This window comes from Halomonas pelophila (assembly GCF_040196315.1).
Lineage (GTDB): Bacteria > Pseudomonadota > Gammaproteobacteria > Pseudomonadales > Halomonadaceae > Halomonas > Halomonas pelophila.
The window spans coordinates 18,299-39,087 of sequence record NZ_JBEGCI010000022.1 but is presented as its reverse complement, the minus strand read 5'-3'; the positions used below and the strand labels follow the sequence as shown (position 1 = coordinate 39,087).

Below are 20,789 nucleotides of genomic sequence, written 5' to 3'. Positions count from 1 at the left end.
TCTCATGAACAACATCGTCTGGATCGTCGGCGCCGTCGTCATCGTGCTGGTGGTTCTCTCCGTTCTTGGGCTTCGTTGAGACACGCGAAAAGCGAGGGGATCGGCAAGGCATCGGACGCCGAGAGGCTGCCAGCCGCAGAGGCCCCATGATTCTGGAAACGCCCTGGTGACCATCATCAAAACGCGAGGTGACCACCACTAGTGGCGACCACGCCTGAAAGCGAACTCACGTGGATAGCGCATACGAAAAGCCCCTCGCTTCCAGGAAGCGAGGGGCTTTGTCGTGAATCTGGTGGGTCGTGTAGGATTCGAACCTACGACCAATTGGTTAAAAGCCAACTGCTCTACCAACTGAGCTAACGACCCATGACGCATGGCGGCTCAGTCGCCATGGTCTCAGGTTCGGATGGTGGGTCGTGTAGGATTCGAACCTACGACCAATTGGTTAAAAGCCAACTGCTCTACCAACTGAGCTAACGACCCTTCCGAACGGGTGCAGATATTACTGATCCGCCCCCGTGATGGCAAGCGATTTTTGCCTTTGGTCGAAGAGAACGCGGCGGATCACCGCTGACGCTGGCTCTTCGGCTTGCGCATGGCCTGCACCGGACGGCGCTTGTGCTTGTCGCGGCTCCAGCGATTCTTCTCGTCCGGCGTCAGTTCCGGCACCTTGCGCGCCGCCAGGCCCGCCGTCGTGGCCAGATCATCGATCTCATCCTGGGAGAGTTCCACCCACTCCCCGGCCTTGGTCCGCTTGTCGAGGAAGATGTTGCCGTAGCGCACCCGCTTGAGGCGGCTCACGGTCAGGCCCTGGGACTCCCACAGCCGGCGCACCTCGCGGTTGCGCCCTTCCATGATCACCACGTGGAACCAGGTGTTGATGCCCTCGCCGCCGAACTCCTGCACGTCGGTGAAGTTCGCCGGCCCGTCGTCGAGCATTACGCCCTCGACCATCGCCTTGACCTGGGCCTGGGTGACCTCGCCCATGACGCGCACGGCGTACTCGCGCTCCACCTGGGTGGAAGGGTGCATCAGCTTGTTGGCCAGCTCGCCGTCGGTGGTGAACAGCAGCAGGCCGCTGGTGTTGATGTCCAGGCGGCCGATGGCGATCCAGCGCTCGCCCTTGAGGCGCGGCAGGCGATCGAAGACGGTGCGGCGGCCCTCGGGGTCCTTGCGGGTGCAGAGCTCACCCTCGGGCTTGTTGTACATGATCACCCGACGCGGCACGTCCTCGGCGGCGCGCAGGGTCACCGGACGGTCGTCGAGGGCCACCCGGTCGCGCATCTCGATGCGGTCGCCCAGGGTCGCCACCTTGCCGTTGACCTTGACCCGGCCGTCGGCGATGGCCGTTTCCATCTCGCGGCGCGAACCCAGTCCGGCGCGAGCCAGGACCTTCTGCAGTTTCTCGGTGGTAGTGCTCATCGGTCATCGTTCTCACTGGATGTGGATTCCGTCCCCGCGGCAGCGTCATCGTCGACGCGGCCCCGGGCACGTTCGGACAGGCGAGCCTCCAGATCGGCGAAGCTCAGCCCTGCCCGCTCGGACGCCGTCCCGGCGTGGTCGTCGTCGGCCCTCCCGGCCGTCGTCTCGGTCGTCGCCTCTCCCGCCTCGGCAGTCTCGGCATCGACCTCACCGCCCTCTTCGGGCGGCGCTGTCTCGTTATCTGCCCCGTCATCTGACCCGTCGTCGGCCTCGTCCGCCGCCTCGGGATCGTCGACCGGCGCATCCGCCTGGGCCAGCAGGTCGTGCTGGGGTGGCGGCGCCTCCTCCTCGAGGGTCGGCTCCTCGAACTGCTTGAGCTCGTGCATCGGCGGCAGCTCGTCGAGGGTGCGCAGCCCGAAGTCATCGAGGAAGCTGCGTGTGGTGGCATAGACCGCCGGGCGGCCCGGCACGTCGCGGTGGCCCACCACGCGCACCCAGCCGCGGTCGAGCAGGGTGCGCATGATCGAGCCGCTCACCGAGACCCCGCGCACCTCCTCGATGTCGCCGCGGGTCACCGGCTGGCGATAGGCGATCAGCGCCAGGGTCTCGAGCAGCGCCCGGGAGTAGCGCTGCGGGCGCTCGTCCCATAGCCGCGACACCCAGGGCGAGAGCCGCGGGCGGATGCGCAGCTGATAGCCCGAGGCGGTCTCGAGCAGCTCCAGGGCGCCCCGCTCGTGGCGCAGGCCGAGCCGCTCGAGGGCCTCGCGCAGCGCGCGACGCGGCGGCTGCTCGTGCTCATCGAAGAGCCCCTCCAGGCGCTCCAGCCCCAGGGGCTCGCCGGCCGCCAGCAGTGCCGCCTCGAGGATGTCGTCCAGGGCATTGGGGGATTCCATGGCGGTCATGCCGGTTCGCTCCCGTCTTGGTCATCATCGCGAGGGTGATCGTCGCGCGGTTCATCGTGGGGCGCGTCGTCGAAGGGGCTCTCGTCGAAGGGGCTCTCGTCGCCCGCCTCGTCTTCCAGGGCCTCCTCCTCGAAGGCTGCCTCCTCGTCCAGCCGGGCCCGCACGTGGATCGGCGAGAGCGGGGCGTTCTGGACGATCTCGATCATCGCCTCCTTGGCGAGCTCGAGGATCGCCATGAAGGTCACGACCACCCCGGCGCGTCCCTCCTCGAGGGTGAACAGCGCCTCGAAGGGGGTGTAGTGCTCCCGCGAGAGCTTCGCCATGATCGCCAGCATGCGCTCCCGGGTCGAGAGCCCCTCGCGGCTGATCTGGTGGGCCTGGTTAAGCTCGGCGCGGCGCAGGATGCCAGCCAGCGCCCCGAGCAGCTCGTCGAGCTCCACGTCCGGGTGGATCACCCGGGCCTCGAGGGCCGGCAGCGCGGCCCGCGCCGGGAACCAGTCGCGGCCCAGGCGCGGCAGCTCGGCCAGCGCCTCGGCGGCATTCTTGAGCCGCTCGTACTCCTGCAGGCGGCGAATCAGCTCGGCGCGCGGGTCCTCCTCGTCGTCCTCGTCGCCCTCCTTGGGCGGGCGCGGTAGCAGGGTGCGCGACTTGATCTCGGCGAGCATCGCCGCCATCAGCAGGTACTCCCCGGCCAGCTCGATCTCCATGGCCTTCATCAACTCCACGTACTCGATGTACTGACGCGTGATGGCCGCCACGTCGATGGCGAGGATATCCAGGTTCTGGCGGCGGATCAGGTAGAGCAGCAGGTCCAGCGGCCCCTCGAAGGCCTCCAGGAAGACCCGCAGGGCCTCCGGCGGGATGTAGAGATCCTCGGGCAGCTCGGTGATCGGCTCGTCGAACAGGCGGCCCAGCACGTCGGCCTGGACGCCAGGCGCCTCGTCGGCATCGCTGTCGGCCCGCTCGGGCGCTTCACTCTGGGGCGTATCGCTCACGCGGGGCCTGGCCTCTCGACTGCACGGCGGATGATCGACCGTGCAGTCTAGCAACTTCGGGGCCGGGAGGGTAATCGCCGGCGCGCGCCTAGGCGCCCAAAACCGCGCCGACGGCGGCTTTCATGACAGTGCCCACACCAGCCCTCACGCCCTTCCTCACGCCAGCGACTCGGCACGGCGATAGCGCCCGGTGTAGTCGAACAGCTTCTCGCGCACCTGCCAGTGGCGCCCCACCTTGCGCCCCACCACGAAGTCCGGCGCGCGCAGCCGGCGCTGCTCGACGATCACCTCCTCCGGCGTGGTCGGCGACCAGCGCGCACCCGGCGCGCGCAGGTGATCACGCAGGAAGGCCGCGGCAAAGGCGCCGCGCTGGGCCGGGGTCTCCAGGGCGAACCACTCGCTCAGGGTCACGCCCTCCTCGTCGTGATAGGTGACCTTGAGGCGCGGCAGGCCGCGGCCGTTGACGGTGGCCTCGAGCTGCATCCCGCCGACCCTCAGCACCCGCGCGTCGCGCAGCTTGAGCGCCTCCTTGAGCTTGTCGTCGGCATCCACCAGCAGCGCCTGACAGCCGTGGCAGCGCCGGGCGGCGATGTCGTTCTCCGCGCCGCAGTCGGGGCAGCTCTTGAAGCGGAAGCGAAACGAACACTGCTCCATCGCCGGCGCTGCCGATTTTGACTTCGTGTCTTTCGCGCGGGAGCGGGCGCGATAGTCGGCGTTTGCATTTGCGCCTTGCGCGCGGGGTCGGGCGCGATGAGAAGCCACCAGCCCCTGGCAGCGCCGCCCGAAGTGCTCGATGACCAGCTCGCCGTCGCGCTTGCCCCAGAAGAGGTTGGGGTGGTCGCACTCGGGGCACGGCACCTGCACCGGCTCGCTGTCGCCGTCCGGCTTGGGGCTGCCCACCTCCGGGGCATAGAGGTCCCAGGGATTGCCGGCGTAGTCGAGGATCAGGCAGTCGGCCTTGCCCGGCGAGAGGCGCAGGCCGCGCCCGACGATCTGCTGGTAGAGGCTCACCGACTCGGTGGGGCGCAGGATGGCGATCAAATCCACATGGGGGGCATCGAAGCCGGTGGTCAGCACCGCCACGTTGACCAGGTACTTGATCTCGCGGGCCTTGAAGGCGGCGATGAGGCGTTCACGCTCGGACGAGGGGGTGGCCCCGGTGATCAGCGCCGCCTCCCCCACCGGCAGGTAGCCCAGGATCTCCTCGGCGTGGGCCACGCTGGCGGCGAACAGCATCACGCCCTGGCGATCCCGGGCACGCTCGATCACCTCGGCGATGATCCCCGGGGTGGCGCGGTGGCCCGAGACCACCCGGTTGAGCTCCTCCTCGCGAAAGAGCCCGCTCGAGGCCGGCGCCAGCGCCGAGAAGTCGTAACGCTCGACCGCGGCATCGACCCGCCGAGGCTCGGCCAGGTAGCCCTGGCGGACCATCAGGCGCAGCGGCTGCTCGAAGACGCAGTCGCGAAAGAAACACGCCTCGTCGCCACGCACCATGCCGTGGTGGTGGCGATGATAGATGAAGCCCTGGCCCAGCCGATACGGCGTAGCGGTCAGGCCCAGCACCTTGAGGCGTGGATTGACCCGGGCCAGGCGATCGATCACCCGGCGGTAGCTGGCCTCCTTCTCGCTCGACACCCGGTGGCACTCGTCGATCACCAGCAGGGTGAAGGCGCCATCGTCGAAGCGCTCGAGGTTTCGCACCACCGACTGCACCGAGCCGAACACCACCTGGCGGCCGCTCTCCTTGCGCCCCAGCCCGGCGCTGAAGATATCGGCCTCGAGACCATAGGCCTGGTACTTGGCGTGATTCTGCTCGACCAGCTCGCGCACGTGGGCCAGCACCAGCACCCGCCCCCGGGCCAGGCGCGCCAGCTCGGCGATCACCAGCGACTTGCCGCTGCCGGTGGGCAACACCACCACCGCGGGCTCGTCGGACGCCCGAAAGTGCTCGACCACCCGGGTGACGGCCTGGTGCTGGTAGGGGCGCAGCTGGGGCACGGACGTCTCGTGCATGGACATCTCCTGTCGACGAAGCCGCCATCCTACCGGGCGGCGTCGGCCGCGTCAGGCACCCCGTCCGCTCAGCTGATCAGGCCCTGCAGCAGCAGGTATCCCGGCACCCAGGCGGTCACCAGTCCCTGGGTCAGGGAGGTGCGCGCCATCAGCGGCTGCAGGTGCGGGCGGTGGCAGAGCATCAGGTAGAAGCCGAACCACAGCGACGCCCAGGCCAGCCAGTTGACGCCTGACCACCAGCCCCACAGGCCCTCGGCGACCGCCAGCTGCAAGAGCCCGGTGGGCAGGGCGGTGAGCGCCACGAACAGGCAGAAGTAGCCCAGGCCATGGCCGGAGCTGCCGTTGCGGCGATTGATGGCAACCCACAGGTAGGTCAGGGCGAACAGCAGGGTCATGGCGGCGGTGCGCACGCTGGCCGCATCGGCGCCGGGACCGAAAGCCGCGTAGGCGGCCACGGCCAGGCTCACCCCGCCGACGAAGAAGTTGATCACCTGGATCTCGCGATCCTCGATACGCCCCATCATCCACAGGCCGTTGAGCACCAGCACCGCGCCCACGTAGAGCAGGCTCAGCCCTTCATGCATCGTCGTCTCGCTCCCTCGATAGCGGCACCCGGCCCCGTGCCGGCCGCCCCGAGCGCTCTTATAGACCGGCCCGATCGGCAAGGCAATAGCAGTGGAATTATTTTTCATTTCCTGACATCGGCGCGACCGGGCATGCTTATCCCTTGACCTGACGGCCTTTCACCCTGATATCTAGAAGGGACACGACGATTATTCGATCGCCCATAGCCGAGACAGGAGAGGCGCAGATGAAAGCGAAGACCAGCCCGGAATGCCCCAAGTGCGGCCATCGCATGAAGCGATTCCCGCCCGGCCGCAAGGACGAGTACCACGTTCACTGCGCCGAGTGTAACTACGACTTCGGCCGCTTCGATCATTTCCAGGCGCAGTTCCGCCACGCCATCGAGGAGCTTGAGGAGCAGCTCCATCGCCACGATGCCGAGGAGGGCAGACGCGGCTGATCCCCTGCCTCGACGCGTACTGACGCGAAGATCGACGCCAGAAGGCCGGCGACAGCAGGCCTCAGTAAAAATGCCGACGCCCGGGACCAGGTCCCGGGCGTCGGCGTTTCAGCGACGGCGCGATGGGCGCCGCACCTCGCGAATCAGCCGAGCCAGGTGCGGGCGTTGCGGAACAGGCGCATCCAGGCGCCGTCCTTCGTCCACTCGGCGGGGCGCCAGGAGTTGGTCACCGCCCGTACGACTCGCTCCGGGTGCGGCATCATGATGGTCACGCGGCCGTCCGGCGTGGTCAGGCCGGTGATGCCGGAGGGCGAGCCGTTGGGGTTGGCCGGGTAGCGGGTGGTCACCTGGCCGTGGTTGTCCAGGAAGCGCAGGGCGACCTGGCCGCTGCCCTGGAGGCTGCGCAGGTGGGCGCTGTCGCGGAACTCGGCCCGGCCCTCGCCGTGGGCCACGGCGATGGGCAGGCGTGAGCCCTCCATACCGGCGAGCAGGATCGACGGGCTCTCCTCCACCTGCACCATCGAGACCCGCGCCTCGAACTGCTCGGACTCGTTGCGCACGAAGCGCGGCCAGGCCTCGGCGCCCGGAATCAGCGTCTTGAGCTGGGCGAGCATCTGGCAGCCGTTGCACACGCCCAGCGAGAAGCTGTCGTCGCGCTCGAAGAAGGCCGCGAACTGCTCACGGGCGCGGGGGTTGAAGAGGATCGACTTGGCCCAGCCGCCGCCGGCGCCCAGCACGTCTCCGTAGGAGAAGCCGCCGCAGGCCACCAGGCCCTTGAACGCCTCGAGGCTCACCCGCCCCTCGAGGATGTCGCTCATGTGCACGTCGACGGCCTCGAAGCCGGCCTTGTCGAAGGCCCAGGCCATCTCCAGCTGACCGTTGACGCCCTGCTCGCGCAGCACCGCCACCGCCGGGCGGGTCTTGTTGATGAAGGGGGCAGCGATGTCTTCGTCGACATCGAAGCTCGGCTGGGCCGAGAGGCCCGGGTCGCGGCCGTCAAGCAGGCCGTCGAACTCGTTCTTGGCGCACTCGGCGTTGTCGCGCAGCGCCTGCAGGCGATAGCTGGTCTCGGCCCAGGTGCGCTCGGCCAGCAGCCGGGTGGTCTCCAGCAGCGGCTCCTCGAACAAGGTGACGCGTACCTGGTCGTCGTAGCGCGGCCGGGCGATGACGCCGCAGGTCTCGATGCCCGCCGCGGCGAACTGCGCCAGCACCTCTTCGGTGTCGCGGCGATTGACCTGAATGACCGCGCCGAGCTCCTCGGCGAACAGCGCATTGAGGGCGTCGACGGGCTCGTCGATCATCCAGTCGAGCTTGATCTCGAGCCCCGTGTGGGCGGCGAAGGCCATCTCCAGCAGGGTCACCAACAGGCCGCCGTCGCTGCGGTCGTGGTAGGCCAGCAGCTTGCCTTCGGCGTTAAGCCCCTGGATCACCGCGAAGAAGGCGCGCAGATCCTCGGGATCGTCCAGGTCCGGGCACTCGTCGCCCACCTGGCCATAGACCTGGGCCAGCGCCGAGCCGCCCAGGCGGTTCTTGCCGCCGCCCAGATCGATCAGCAGCAGATCGGACTCGTCCTGCTCCAGGTTGACCTGGGGCGTGAGGGTGCGCATCGCGTCGGTGACCGGGGCGAAGCCGGTGATCGACAGCGACAGCGGCGAGGTGACGCTCTTCTCCACGCCCTCGCCCTGCCCTTCACCCGAGCCGTTCTCCTCCTGCCAGGCCGTGCGCATGGACATCGAGTCCTTGCCCACCGGGATGGCGATGCCCAGCGCCGGGCAGAGTTCCATGCCCACGGCGTGCACGGCGTCATACAGCGCCTGGTTCTCGCCGGGGTGGTCGGCCGCGCTCATCCAGTTGGCCGAGAGCTTGATGTCCTCGAGCTTGGCAATCGGCGCGGCGGCCAGGTTGGTGATCGCCTCGGCGACCGACAGGCGCGCGCTGGCGGCGGGGTCGATCAGCGCCACCGGCGGACGCTCGCCCATGGCCATCGCCTCGCCGGCATGGGTGTCGAAGCTCGCCGTGGTCACGGCGACATCGGCCACCGGCACCTGCCAGGGGCCGACCATCTGGTCGCGGGCCACTTGCCCTGTGATCGAGCGATCGCCGATGGTGATCAAGAAGCTCTTGGAGGCCACGGCGGGCAGGCGCAGCACCCGGTCCATCGCCTCGCGCAGGTCGAGGTTGTCGAGCATCACGCCGGAGAGGGTGTTGCTCTGACGGCTGAACTCGCGCTGCATCTTCGGCGGCTTGCCGAACAGCACGCTCATCGGCAAATCCACCGGCTGGCTCTCGAAGTGGCCGTCGGTCACCGTCAGGTGGTGGGCCTCGGTGGCCTCGCCGACCACGGCATAGGGGCAGCGCTCGCGGGCGCAGAGCGCCTCGAAGGTCGCCAGCGACTCGGGGGCCACGGCGAGCACGTAGCGCTCCTGGGCCTCGTTGCACCAGATCTCCAGCGGGCTCATGCCCGGCTCGGCGTTGGGCACGGCGCGCAGGTCGAACAGCCCGCCGCGCTCGCCGTCCTTGACCAGCTCGGGCAGGGCGTTGGAAAGCCCGCCGGCGCCGACGTCGTGGATGAAGCGGATCGGGTTCTCCTCACCCATCGCCCAGCAGCGATCGATGACCTCCTGAGCGCGGCGCTCCATCTCGGGGTTGCCGCGCTGCACCGAGGCGAAGTCCAGGTCGGCGCTGGAGGCGCCGGAGGCCATGCTGGAGGCGGCGCCGCCGCCCAGGCCGATCAGCATCGCCGGGCCGCCCATCACGATCAGCTTGCCGCCGACCGGGATCTCGCCCTTCTGGACGTGGCCGTCGCGGATGTTGCCGTAGCCGCCGGCCAGCATGATCGGCTTGTGGTAGCCGCGCCGCTCGATGCCGTCGCGCCCCAGGGCGTCCTGCTCGTAGGTGCGGAAGACGCCGGCGAGGTTCGGGCGACCGAACTCGTTGTTGAAGGCGGCGCCGCCGATCGGCCCCTCGAGCATGATCTCCAGGGCCGACTGGATGCGCTCGGGCTTGCCGTAGTCGAAGGCCTCCCAGGGCTGCACGAACTCAGGGATGCGCAGGTTGGAGACGGTGAAGCCGGTCAGGCCCGCCTTGGGCTTGCCGCCGATGCCGGTGGCGCCCTCGTCGCGGATCTCGCCGCCGGCGCCGGTGGCCGCGCCCGGATGCGGCGCGATGGCCGTGGGGTGGTTGTGGGTCTCCACCTTCATCAGGATCTGGATCGGCTCGTGGGTGGCGCCGTAGACGGCGCGCTCGTCGCCCTGGCCGGTGAGCGACGCGGGATAGAAGCGCGGCGCATCAAAGCCCCGGATCACCGCCGCGTTGTCGCTGTAGGCGGAGAGGATGTCGCCGGGCGAGCACTCATGGGTGTTCTTGATCATCTTGAACAGCGAGCGCTCCTGGGCCTCGCCGTCGATCAGCCAGTCGGCATTGAAGATCTTGTGGCGGCAGTGCTCGGAGTTGGCCTGGGCGAACATCATCAGCTCGACGTCCGCGGGGTTGCGGCCCAGCTCGCGGAACGCCTCGCAGAGGTAGTCGATCTCGTCCTCGGCCAGCGCCAGCCCCAGCTCGACGTTGGCGACCGCGAGGGCCTCACGGCCGCCCTCGAGGATATCCACGCTGCCCAGCGGCGCCGGCGCGTGGTGGGCGAAGAGCCGGGCGGCGTCGGAGGGATCGGCCAGCACGGTCTCGGTCATGCGGTCGTGCAGGGCGGCCTGGAGGCTCTCGAAGGCGGCCTCGGCGAGGGTCCCGGCCACCTTGACCCGATAGGCGATGCCGCGCTCGATGCGCCGCACTCGGGTAAGCCCGCAGTTGTGGGCGATGTCGGTGGCCTTGGAGGACCAGGGGGACTGGGTGCCGATGCGCGGCACCACCAGGAACAGCTGGCCGTCGCCGTGGGACGCGTCCTCGCGCACGGGACCGTAGTCGAGCAGCTGCTCCAGCAGGCGCCGCTCGCCGTTGTCCAGGTCGCCGTCATGGTCGACGAAGTGGACGTAGTCGGCCTGCAGGGACTCGACCTCGGGAACGGATGCGCGCAGGGCGTCCAGCAGCTTGGCATGACGGAAAGCAGATAGGGCGGGCGCGCCTCGCAGTTCGAGCATATCCTGGAGCCTCTGATACAGGGGGGGGAATTCGGGGCCGCGGCCGGCGGCAACGAGCGCACATGATACTGGAAAGCGTCGGGCGCGAGAAATCGGCAGAGGTGACAGCCATCGATTAGCTGGTTATGGTTGAGGGTCTCATCGCCGCACACCGCCCCTATGCCCGCATTCGCGACCGTCTCTTCCCGGCGCCTCTGGCGCGGGACCGCCCTGCTGTGCAGCGCCCTGCTGCTGGCGCTGCTGCCCCATCATGGCGGCACGCCGGAGGAGGCGCACCTCGACGAGGTGCTCACCCGGGACTTCCTCAGCGTGCATACCCGCAACACCCCCACCACCTACTACGAAGGGCGGGAGGGCCCCACCGGGTTCGAATACGAGCTGGTGCGGCGCTTCGCCAATCACCTGGGCGTCAGCCTGACCCTGGACGCCGACCATCACATTCCCGGCGTGCTTGAGGCGGTGCGCGAGGAGGGCGACCTGGGCGCGGCCGCCCTGCCCCTGGACCCGACCCTCGAGGGCGTGCTGTTCAGCCGACCGATCATGCTGCTGCAGCCCCTGCTGGTCTATCGTCGCGGCCTGCATCCGCCGGAAGAAATCGAGGAGCTGGAGGGGCTGGAGATCGGCACCCTGCGCGGCTCCGGCACCGGCCGGGTGCTGCGCGAGCTGCAGGTGGAACACCCTTGGCTGAGCTGGAAGGAGTCCGCCGAGCTGGAGGTGGCCGAGCTGCTCGGCCAGGTGGCCGGCGGCACCCTGGATGCCGCGGTGATCTTCGAGCATCAGTTCCATCTCAACCGGCTGTTCTTCCCCGAGGTCGAGGACGGCTTCACCCTCGGCAAGCCCCTTTCCCTGGCCTGGGCCTTCCCCGCCGGCCGCGGCCTGGGCCTGGTCGGCGAAGCCAATCGCTTCCTCGACGAGCTGCGCCGGAGTGAGGAGCTCGACGCCCTGGTCGCCCGCTACTTCGGCCACGACGACTACCTCGAATACGTGGGCGCCCGGACCTTCATCGCCCATGCCCGCAAGCGCCTGCCCCGCTACAGCGAGCTGTTCCGCGAGGCCGCCCGCAACACCCGCTTCGACTGGAAGCTGCTGGCCGCGCTGGGCTATCAGGAGTCCCACTGGGAACCCCGCGCCACCTCCCCCACTGGGGTGCGCGGACTGATGATGCTGACCAACGCCACCGCCGGGGACCTCGGCGTCGACAATCGCCTCGACCCGGCCCAGAGCATCCACGGCGGCGCCCGCTACCTGCGCCAGATCGAGGAGCGCCTGCCGGCATCGATCGAAGGCGAGGACCGCCTGTTCATGGCCATGGCCTCCTACAACGTCGGCCTCGGCCACCTCTACGACGCCCGCAAGATCACCGAGATGCGCGGCGGCGATCCCGACCGCTGGCGCGACGTGCGCGACTCGCTGCCGCTGCTGCAGAAGCGCGAGTGGCACAGCAAGACGCGCCACGGCTATGCCCGGGGCGGCGAGCCGGTGATCTACGTGCGCAATATCCGCCGCTACTACGAGATCCTGGCCTACCTCGATCGCAGCCAGGAGCAGTTCCACGAGCTCAATGCCCGGTTGCCGGACCGGGCCGACGGCGAGCTCTTCGAGCAGGTGCCCCCGGTCCTCTAGCCGTCATCGCGCTCGCCATCGTGCTCCGCCCTTCCTCGACGGGCGGCGAAGAACGCCTTGAGCAACCGGGCAGCGCGGGCAGCCAGCACGCCGCCCTCCACCGTCACGCGATGGTGATACCAGGGCTGGGCGAAGAGATTGGCCTTCGACTCCACCATGCCGCTGCGCGGCTCGGCCGCACCGTAGACCACCCGGTCCAGGCGGGCATGGATGATCGCCCCGGTACACATCAGGCAGGGCTCGAGGGTCACGTAGAGGGTGCAGCCGTCCAGCCGGTAGTTGCCGAGCCGCTCGCCGGCGGCGCGCAGCGCCTGGATCTCGGCATGGGCGCTGGGATCGTGGCCGCCCACCGGCGCATTGAAGCCGACGCCAACGATCTCGCCCGCGGCGTCCACCACCACCGCGCCCACCGGCACCTCGCCGGCGTCCAGGCCCAGCCGGGCCTGGTCCAGCGCCCGATGCATGTAGAACTCGTCGCTGCGCACTGTGCGGAACTCCCGTAGACTGGATGGCATTAAGACGATCGTATGATACCGGTGGCGGCCCTGCACGCCATCGCCCGGAGGAACCATGACACCCGAAGCCCTGAACGCCCTGGTGGACCTGCTCGGCCTCGAGGCCCTGGAGGAGAACCTGTTTCGCGGCCGCAGCCAGGATCTGGGCCTGCCGCAGCTGTTCGGCGGCCAGGTACTGGGCCAGGCCCTCTCGGCCGCCAGCCAGACCGTCGACCCGAGCCGGCAAGTCCACTCCCAGCACGGCTATTTCCTGCGCCCGGGGGACCCGCACCGCCCGGTGGTCTACCAGGTGGATGCGGTGCGTGACGGCGGCAGCTTCACCACGCGCCGGATCACCGCCATCCAGAAGGGGCGGCCGATCTTCTTCTGCAGCGCCTCCTTCCAGGGCGCGGAGGAGAGCATCGAGCACCAGACCACGGCGCCCGAGGTGCCCGCTCCCGAGACCCTGCAGCAGGATGAGGCACGCCTCGTGCGCCTGCCCGGCCACCCCATCGAGTTCCTGCGCATCGACGAGAGCGCCGAGCCCGGCGAGGCGTCACGCAAGCGCCTGTGGTTCCGTCTGGTGGGTGAGCTGCCCGACGACCAGGCGCTTCAGCGCAGCCTGCTCGCCTACAGCTCCGACTTCAACCTGCTGACCACCGCCCTGGTGCCCCACGGCATCGCGTTTCGCGATCCGCGGCTGCAGATCGCCAGCCTCGACCACGCCCTCTGGTTCCATCGCGACGTCAGGGTCGACGACTGGCTGCTCTACGACATGGACAGCCCCTGGGCCGGCGGGGCGCGAGGCTTCGCCCGCGGCAGCCTCTACGACCGCCAGGGCCGGCTGGTCGCCTCCAGCGCCCAGGAGGGGCTGACCCGACTGCGCAGCTGACTTGGCAGCATGCCCGGCCCAGCGCTATCCTGCCTCTGCGCCGCAATAGCTCAGCTGGTAGAGCAACGCACTCGTAATGCGTAGGTCGGAGGTTCGAGTCCTCTTTGCGGCACCAGAAATTCAATGAAAAACGGTCACTTGGCTCATAACAGCAGTGGCCGTTTTCGTTGCGAGCCTTCTCGGTAGCCAATGGCAGCAATCTCCTCTGAGCCGCTACCTTGCCTCACTACCGACGCCGGACGAGGATCGCGGCGCGCGGTTCTCCTTGACGGTTCCGCATGGACGGGCTCGCACCCTCGTGGATCCGCTCGACCTCTCGGGTGCAGGAAGCGAAGGAGCCCGGCCTGGGGCGTCCTTGATGCCGTCGATGGCCAGGCTCGACTGGCGGCGATCACTGACCCCGTATAGCTTGGGTCTGCTCGGCTTAGCGTGCCTGGATGCATTCAACTCACCTCTAGTAGACCCCGAACTCATTGCCACCGCACATAGCGCCAGGCCCACGGAAGCAAGGAAGATTTGCGTGGTAGGCGAACCCTGAGCGGTGATCGCCAGGAAAAAGGCTATCGTTCCAACTGTCAGGGCAAAGATGGATTTCATGACACTTTCCTCGATATCGGCACCTGTCTGGCCGAGGTAAGAGATGACTCGGCGCGAATAGCACCTGGTGGCGAGCCGATGCCAGGAACGAAGCGCGGGCGGAAGAACGAGGGACTGTCGAACGAGCGGTCTACGAAGCGAAGGTGGCGCTGCGTTCCCTGCAGCGCATAGTGCAACATCCTGTATCAGGCATTGTCCGTTGCCACACTCGGTCCGATGATGAACCTCATGGCACGCACTCACAGTGCGCTGGCGAACGAAACGTTGCGGAATCTCCAGACGCGAAGGCTGCGGCCAGTTGCCCTAGGCCCTTCGGTTGGCGCATGTCAAGGAAGAGTGATTTTCAAAAAGCCCCTTTGTTGAAGGGACACGAAATCAACAGACTGGCATCGCGCAGACTCGCGCTCGATAGCCTGCCGCTTGAACCCGACACGGTGTCGGTGGCCATGGTGCCGCCCCTGGATGCCGGCAAAAAATCGACCCGACAAGCCCGATGGGAGAGGATGGTGCGAATCCTGATGAGCATGCCTGCCTGGGGCGAGACCCACGAGGACGAGGAGCGCTGGGAGCTGCAGAAGCTGCCCTCCCTCATCCGCGAACGTCTACCAGGGCCTGCTCGCCCCCCAGACGGCAAGCCGGCAGAGGATGGACATGACCACCGCCATGGCAACATGACGGCCATGGCAGGGTCGGCCTCAACGGAAGACGACAGGCCGCATGGTGGCCGGCCTCACGACACCGCGACACCCCGCGCAGGCACCACGGACGGCCACCATGCACAAGGGCAGGCCGAGGTGCAGAGGTGTCCGATGAGCAGGACGACCATCACGCGGATGGACACGCCCACTGAGGACAGCCCTTGAGACTCGTGGATGTTCGGTCGCCGTGCCCCGCGCATGACGACCGACGTGGCGCGAATCAGTAGTCGCCCAGCAGCTGCTCCAGGCGGAAGACGGCCCCCGAGAGCTCACCGAAGCTCATCGCCGGCTGCGCCGGGGCCTCGGCCGAGGGCCAGGCCTGCAGCACCTCGTCGTAGGCGCTCAGCAGGGCCTGGTAGCCCTCGGCGTCCTCGCTCGCCCCGAACACCTCGCCCTGGTGCTCGAGCAGCCGGCGTCCCACCTGCATCATGCCGCGCCCGTCCTGGTACTCGACGACGTTGGTGAACTCGCCCTCCTCGACGGCCTCGGCATACTCGTACAGTGAGGCGGTGACCAAGGCGCGATGCACCCGGCTGACGAAGGCGGGATCCTCGAGCAGCGCTGCCTCGGTGGTGGCCATGGCCTCCTCGAGTGTGGTCTCGACCTCGGCGTAGCGCGATTCGAGCGCCTCCCAGGCCAGCCCCTCGCGGGCGCCCTGCTCGAGGGTCTCGAGCGAGGCGTGGACGGCCTCGTCGACGCCCCGGGACGCCAGGGCCGGTTCCACGGACGGATACTGCTCGTCCAGGGGATGGGCGAAGTGCACCACGGCGGCGTCCTGCTCACCCTGGCGATAGAGCTCGCGGGCGACCTCGAGATGGCCCTGCATCATGGCCAGGCGGGTGTAGGTGACGCCGGGGTTGTCGGCGGGCGCGGTGGCGTTCTCGCCGCCTTCACCGCCTTCACCACCTTCACCGCCTTCGCCGCCCTGGGCAGCATCCCAGCCGGAGAAGACCGCCAGCGGATCGGGGCCCAGGCCGCCGCCTTCGCCGCCTTCTCCGCCTTCTCCGCCTTCTCCGCCTTCTCCGCCTTCTCCGCCTTCATGATGACGGCCCTGCTCGCCGCCTTCACCACCCTCGTGGTGCTGGCTCTGCTCGCCGCCTTCGCCACCCTCGTGGTGCTGGCTCTGCTCGCCGCCCTCGCCACCCTCGTGGTGACGGCCCTGCTCGCCGCCTTCGCCGCCCTCGTGGTGCTGGCTCTGCTCGGCGGCGTTCCTCTCGCCCTCGTGGGCCTCGACGCTGTCGGCCCAGCCGGCGCTCGCCGTGCCCAGCAGGACACTCGTTCCGACGCCGATCCAGAGCTTGGTGCGGGTAGTGGCCATGATGCGCGCTTCCTCTCGTTGCATGGGTCTCGTGACATGAAGTTGGGCGGCAGACACCGCGACGAAACGATAGTACCGCTCGACTACGGAACGCAAATCCTTTTCATTAAGATATACTGGGACCACCCCCACCCCCATGGAGTCGATCGTGATCCTCTGCATCGCCCAGATCATTCCCGAGGAACTGCTTCAGCGCATCCAGTCCACCCTGGCCGACACGCCCTTCCAGGACGGTCGCGAGACCGCCGGCTGGCATGCCCGCACGGTCAAGCACAACCGCCAGGCCGAGGGTAGCCATCCCGCCGTCAGCGCGCTGCGCGAGGAGGTGGCCGGCCACCTCCAGCGCCATGCGCTGTTCCAGATGGCGGTGCGTCCGCGGCGCATGAAGCCGCTGATGTTCAGCCGCTACGAGCCGGGCATGAGCTACGGCAACCACGTCGACGACGCGATCATGGGCAGCCCGAGCGGCGCCATGCGCACCGATATCTCCTTCACCCTCTTCCTCGGCGATCCTGATGACTACGACGGCGGCGAGCTGCTGATCGAGACGACCGGCGGCGAGCAGACCTTCAAGCTGCCGGCCGGTTCGCTGGTGCTCTACCCTTCCTCGACCCTGCATCGGGTCGAGCCGGTCACCCGGGGCGAGCGCCTGGCGGCGGTCGGCTGGGCGCAGAGCCTGGTCCGCGATCCCCAGCAGCGGGAGTTGCTCTTCGACCTGGACAGCACTCGCCGGCGCCTCTTCGAGGAGAGCGGCAAGACGCCGACCTTCGACACCCTCTCGAAGAGCCTCGCCAACCTGCTGCGGATGTGGGCCGACACCTGAGCCCGCGCCGTCGGGCGCCTCAGCCGGTGCGAACGCGCATCAGCTCGTCCCAGCGGGTGGTGTAGCGCGGCGTGCGCCGCTCGCAGCGCAGCGCCCAGGCGGTGCCCGCACGCGGCAGGCCGAAGCGCACGGTATCGCGCCCCATCTCACGGTTGAGCCGGTCCACCGCCGCCATCAGCCGCTGGCTGCGGCCACGCTCGACCTCGCTGCGCGGCGCCAGCAGCGATAGCTGGTGGCGGTCGGCCTCCACCAGGTCGAGCAGCATCACCCCGCACTTCTGGTAGCGCGGCCCCTCGAGGAAGATCGCCTCGAGCCCCCGGGCGGCGGCCTCGAGCAGCGTGCGGCTGTCATCGCTGGGGGCCGGCAGCGGCACCACCGCGCTGTTGCGGTACTGGCGCTCGCCGGCCAGGTGGGGGTTGGTGCGCAGGAAGACCATCACCGCGCGGGCCTGGCTGCCCTGGCCGCGCAGCTTCTCGGCGCCCCGGGCGGCGTGCTGGCGCACCGCTTCCTGCAGGTCGGCGAAGGCACCGGTCAGCCGCCCGAAGGAGCGCGAGACCATGATGCGCTGGCGCGGCGCGTCGAGGTCATCGAGCACGATGGCCGGGCGACCGCGCAGCTCCCAGACGATGCGCTCCAGCACCACCGAGAAGTGGCGGCGGATCTGCTTGGGATCGGCCTCGCGCAGCTGCCAGGCGGTGTGGATCTCCATCAGCGCCAGCCGCTCGGCGGTGCGCCGCGCCACGCCCCACAGCTCGGTAACCGGCAGCGACGCGAGCAGGGCACGGGTGGCGGGCCCGTCTGCCTCGAGCCGGCAGACGCCCTCGTAGGCCGCCTGCTTCTTGGCCGCGTGATTGGCCACCTTGGCCAGCACCCGGGTGGGCGCCAGCCCCACGCAGACCGGGATGCCGGTATCGCGGCGCACCGTCTCGCGCAGCCGCTGGGCGTGGGCCTCCAGGCCGTCCGTCGCGAAGCCCGAGAAGCCCACGAAGCTCTCGTCGATGGAGTAGGCCTCCACGTCCGGCGAGAACTCGTCGAGGATCCGATTGACCCGCCGGCTCATGTCGCCGTAGAGCGCATAGTTGCTGGAGAGCAGCACCGCCTGGCGGCGGATCGCCGGCGGCAGCAGGTGCAGGGGCGCCCCCATGGCCACCCCCAGCGCCTTGAGCTCGTTGGAGCGCGCCACCACGCAGCCGTCGTTGTTGGAGAGCACGCCCACCGGCCGCCCCTCCAGGCGCGGGGCAAAGGCCCGCTCGCAGCTGACGTAGAAGTTGTTGCAGTCGACCAGCGCGATCACGGCTCGCCCCCCGGCAGGGCGTGGAGCACGTGGGTGACCACGCCCCACACCTGGCATTCACGCCCGGCCAGGGGGATCGGCGCGAAGCGCGGGTTGCTGGCCATCAGGAAGGTCCGCTCGCCGCGGCGCTCCAGGCGCTTCACGGTGGGCTCGCCGTCCACGGCGATCACCACCACCCGCCCGGGCAGCGGCTCCAGGCTGCGATCCACCACCAGCAGGTCGCCGTCGTGGATGCCGTCGCCGAGCATGGAGTCGCCCTCGGCGCGCACGAAGTAGGTGGCGGCCGGGCGGCGCACCACGTGGGCGTGCAGGTCGATCTCCACGTCGAGATGATCGTCGGCGGGGCTCGGGAAGCCGGCGCGCACCCGACACCCCATCAGCGGCTGGGTCGCCTCCCCCGGCAGCACCGCCGCGCGGCCGATCAGCCGCACGGCGGTAGGCGTCGGCGAGCTCATGGGCACCTCCACTAATACTGTATTCATATACAGTATTCGTCACTTCCCTCCCATCTGGCAAGTCCTGCGCCCGCCAGGCGGCGTGCTACCGTGAAGGCACAATCACAATACACCTCACCAGGACGCCGGCCATGCCCCATCCCCTGCTCTCCCGCCAGCCCTTCGCCGAGAAGGGCAAGGTGGTCTCCGCCCGCGAGGCCGTGAACCTGATCCGCGACGGCGATGCCCTGGCCACCGGCGGCTTCGTCGGCATCGGCTTCGCCGAGGGACTCGCCGTGGCCTTGGAGGAGCGCTTCCTGGAGACCGGCGAACCCCGCGATCTGACGCTGATGTATGCCGCCGGCCAGGGCGACGGCAAGACCCGCGGGCTCAACCACCTGGGGCACGAGGGGCTGGTGGCGAAGGTGATCGGCGGCCACTGGGGGCTGGTGCCCGCCCTGCAGCGCCTCGCCATCGAGGGACGCATCCAGGCCTGGAACCTGCCCCAGGGAGTGATCTCGCACCTCTTCCGCGACATCGCCGCCGGCAAGCCCGGCACCCTCACCCGGGTAGGGCTCGGCACCTTCGTCGACCCGCGCCTGGGCGGCGGCCGGATCAACGACGTCACCACCGAGGAGCGCGTCTCGCTGCTGCCCATCGACGGCCAGGAGTACCTCTTCTACCGGGCCCTACCGCTGCAGGTGGCGCTGCTGCGCGGCACCACCGCCGACACCCTGGGCAACGTCAGCATGGAGCGCGAGGCGCTGACCCTGGAGGCGCTGGCCATCGCCACGGCGGTGCGCAACTCCGGGGGCGTGGTGATCGTGCAGGTGGAGCGCCTCGCCGAGCCCGGCACCCTGCATCCCAAGGACGTGAAGATCCCCGGCGTGCTGGTCGACTGCGTGGTGGTCTGCGAGGATCCGGAGCACCACTGGCAGACCTTCAGCACCGCCTACAACCCGGCCTTCTCCGGCGAGATCCGCGCGCCCATGGCGACGCCCGAGCCGCTGCCGCTCTCGGTGCGCAAGATCATCGCCCGACGCGCGGCCTTCGAGCTCCGGCCCAACAGCGTGGTCAACCTGGGGATCGGCATGCCCGAGGGCGTCGGCGCGGTGGCCAGCGAGGAGCGCCTGCTCGCGCACCTGACCCTGACCGCCGAGCCCGGGGTGATCGGCGGCCTGCCGGCCGGCGGGCTCGACTTCGGCGCGGCGTTGAACACCCAGGCGATCATCGACCAGCCGGCGCAGTTCGACTTCTACGACGGCGGCGGGCTCGATATCGCCTTCCTCGGCATGGCCCAGGTCGACGCCACCGGCAACGTCAACGTCTCCCGTTTCGGCCCGCGGCTGGCCGGTGCCGGCGGCTTCATCAACATCAGCCAGAACGCCCGCCGGGTGGTGTTCATGGGCACCTTCGTCGCCACCAGGGAGACGCTCGCCGTCGTCGACGGGGCCCTCAGGCTGCCCACGGGCGGCCAGAGCAAGTTCGTCGCCGAGGTGGAGCAGCGCACCTTCAGCGGGGCGCTCGCCGCCGCGGATGGCAAGCCGGTCTGCTACGTCACCGAGCGCGCGGTGTTCGAGCTCACCCCGGCAGGGCTCGTGCTCACCGAGATCGCCCCGGGGGTCGATCTGGAGCGCGACGTGCTGGCGCTGATGGACTTCACTCCGCTGATGCCCGAGCCGCCCCGCCTGATGGACGCGCGCATCTTCCAGGAGGCCCCCATGGGGCTCGCCGAGGCCCTGCTGGAGCGGCCGCTGGCAGAGCGCTTCAGCCTCGACGAGGCGGACGACGTGCTCTTCATCAACTTCGAGCACCTGCGCGTCGCCTCACCGGCAGACATCGACGCCATCGAACAGGAGGTCGAGCGCCGCCTCGCCCCGCTGGGCCGCCGGGTCCAGGCGATCGTCAACTACGACCACTTCCGCATCGACGACGCCCTGCTCGCGCCCTACACCGAGATGGTGCGTGGCCTCGAGGCGCGCTTCTATACCCGGGTGACCCGCTACACCACCAGCGGCTTCATGCGCCGCAAGCTGGGTCATGCGCTGGAGGAGCGCGCCGTCCCGCCACACATCTACGAGAGCGCCGAGGAGGCCCGCCAGCACCTGAAGGAGTGACGCTTCACCGGCCCCCAACGGCGGCGGGCGATCCCGTGGGACCGCCCGCCGC

Annotated in this window: 16 protein-coding genes and 3 tRNA genes; 7 read left to right on the top strand and 12 right to left on the bottom strand. The window is 69.2% G+C overall.

The window, feature by feature from the left end:
- Positions 1-290: 290 nt before the first annotated feature.
- From ABE957_RS17510 to ABE957_RS17480, 7 genes are all read right to left on the bottom strand, one after another.
- Positions 291-366, bottom strand: a tRNA-Lys gene (locus ABE957_RS17510).
- 41 nt (positions 367-407) lie between these two features.
- Positions 408-483: transfer RNA gene (locus ABE957_RS17505), tRNA-Lys, on the bottom strand.
- An 81-nt stretch (positions 484-564) separates the two neighbouring features.
- Complete coding sequence (gene rluB, locus ABE957_RS17500) at positions 565-1,422, bottom strand: 23S rRNA pseudouridine(2605) synthase RluB (protein ID WP_349759954.1); 858 nt, start codon at positions 1,420-1,422, stop codon at positions 565-567.
- The gene (scpB, locus tag ABE957_RS17495; protein WP_349759953.1) at positions 1,419-2,324 is read right to left on the bottom strand and encodes an SMC-Scp complex subunit ScpB; all 906 of its coding nucleotides are present in this window, start codon (positions 2,322-2,324) and stop codon (positions 1,419-1,421) included. Before scpB ends, rluB begins: the two co-directional genes overlap by 4 nt.
- Positions 2,321-3,319, bottom strand: coding sequence for a segregation and condensation protein A (locus tag ABE957_RS17490; RefSeq protein ID WP_349759952.1), 999 nt, complete (start codon positions 3,317-3,319; stop codon positions 2,321-2,323). The genes scpB and ABE957_RS17490 overlap by 4 nt, the downstream gene beginning before the upstream one ends.
- A 156-nt stretch (positions 3,320-3,475) precedes the next feature.
- Positions 3,476-5,332: a DEAD/DEAH box helicase family protein gene (locus ABE957_RS17485; protein ID WP_349759950.1), complete on the bottom strand. Its 1,857-nt coding sequence runs from the start codon at positions 5,330-5,332 to the stop codon at positions 3,476-3,478.
- 68 nt (positions 5,333-5,400) lie between these two features.
- Entirely contained in the window at positions 5,401-5,916 is a 516-nt protein-coding gene (locus ABE957_RS17480) for an AmiS/UreI family transporter (RefSeq protein WP_349759949.1), read from the bottom strand.
- Between the two features lie 227 nt (positions 5,917-6,143).
- On the opposite strand from ABE957_RS17480, the gene ABE957_RS17475 reads away from it, so the two are divergent.
- Positions 6,144-6,356, top strand: a complete 213-nt coding sequence (locus tag ABE957_RS17475; protein WP_349759948.1) for a hypothetical protein — start codon at positions 6,144-6,146, stop codon at positions 6,354-6,356.
- Positions 6,357-6,499: 143 nt separating this feature from the next.
- Here ABE957_RS17475 and purL read toward each other — a convergent pair whose 3' ends face one another.
- Positions 6,500-10,447: a phosphoribosylformylglycinamidine synthase gene (purL, locus tag ABE957_RS17470; RefSeq protein WP_349759947.1), complete on the bottom strand. Its 3,948-nt coding sequence runs from the start codon at positions 10,445-10,447 to the stop codon at positions 6,500-6,502.
- A gap of 159 nt (positions 10,448-10,606) precedes the next feature.
- On the opposite strand from purL, the gene mltF reads away from it, so the two are divergent.
- Entirely contained in the window at positions 10,607-12,070 is a 1,464-nt protein-coding gene (gene mltF, locus ABE957_RS17465) for a membrane-bound lytic murein transglycosylase MltF (protein WP_349759946.1), read from the top strand.
- Here the strand turns inward: mltF and tadA are convergent.
- The gene (gene tadA / locus ABE957_RS17460; RefSeq protein WP_349759955.1) at positions 12,067-12,555 is read right to left on the bottom strand and encodes a tRNA adenosine(34) deaminase TadA; all 489 of its coding nucleotides are present in this window, start codon (positions 12,553-12,555) and stop codon (positions 12,067-12,069) included. The genes mltF and tadA overlap by 4 nt on opposite strands.
- Before the next feature lie 85 nt (positions 12,556-12,640).
- On the opposite strand from tadA, the gene ABE957_RS17455 reads away from it, so the two are divergent.
- The 3 genes from ABE957_RS17455 to ABE957_RS17445 all read left to right on the top strand — a co-directional run bounded on the left by ABE957_RS17455 (position 12,641) and on the right by ABE957_RS17445 (position 14,916).
- The gene (locus tag ABE957_RS17455) at positions 12,641-13,456 is read left to right on the top strand and encodes an acyl-CoA thioesterase (RefSeq protein ID WP_349759945.1); all 816 of its coding nucleotides are present in this window, start codon (positions 12,641-12,643) and stop codon (positions 13,454-13,456) included.
- A gap of 39 nt (positions 13,457-13,495) precedes the next feature.
- Positions 13,496-13,571, top strand: a tRNA-Thr gene (locus ABE957_RS17450).
- Positions 13,572-14,376: 805 nt separating this feature from the next.
- Entirely contained in the window at positions 14,377-14,916 is a 540-nt protein-coding gene (locus ABE957_RS17445; protein WP_349759944.1) for a hypothetical protein, read from the top strand.
- A 55-nt stretch (positions 14,917-14,971) separates the two neighbouring features.
- On the opposite strand, the gene ABE957_RS17440 is transcribed toward ABE957_RS17445, so the two are convergent.
- Positions 14,972-16,093 carry a 4-helix bundle domain-containing protein gene (locus ABE957_RS17440; RefSeq protein WP_349759943.1) on the bottom strand — a complete coding sequence of 374 codons (1,122 nt, stop codon included), beginning with the start codon at positions 16,091-16,093 and terminating at the stop codon, positions 14,972-14,974.
- A 124-nt stretch (positions 16,094-16,217) separates the two neighbouring features.
- On the opposite strand from ABE957_RS17440, the gene ABE957_RS17435 reads away from it, so the two are divergent.
- On the top strand, positions 16,218-16,892 hold the full coding sequence (locus ABE957_RS17435; protein ID WP_349759942.1) for a Fe2+-dependent dioxygenase: 675 nt from the start codon (positions 16,218-16,220) through the stop codon (positions 16,890-16,892).
- A gap of 19 nt (positions 16,893-16,911) precedes the next feature.
- Here the strand turns inward: ABE957_RS17435 and ABE957_RS17430 are convergent, their stop codons facing one another.
- Entirely contained in the window at positions 16,912-18,186 is a 1,275-nt protein-coding gene (locus ABE957_RS17430) for a Y-family DNA polymerase (RefSeq protein WP_349759941.1), read from the bottom strand.
- Entirely contained in the window at positions 18,183-18,668 is a 486-nt protein-coding gene (locus ABE957_RS17425) for a LexA family protein (protein WP_349759940.1), read from the bottom strand. The genes ABE957_RS17430 and ABE957_RS17425 overlap by 4 nt, the downstream gene beginning before the upstream one ends.
- 104 nt (positions 18,669-18,772) lie before the next feature.
- On the opposite strand from ABE957_RS17425, the gene ABE957_RS17420 reads away from it, so the two are divergent.
- The gene (locus ABE957_RS17420) at positions 18,773-20,737 is read left to right on the top strand and encodes an acyl CoA:acetate/3-ketoacid CoA transferase (protein ID WP_349759939.1); all 1,965 of its coding nucleotides are present in this window, start codon (positions 18,773-18,775) and stop codon (positions 20,735-20,737) included.
- Positions 20,738-20,789 lie beyond the last annotated feature (52 nt).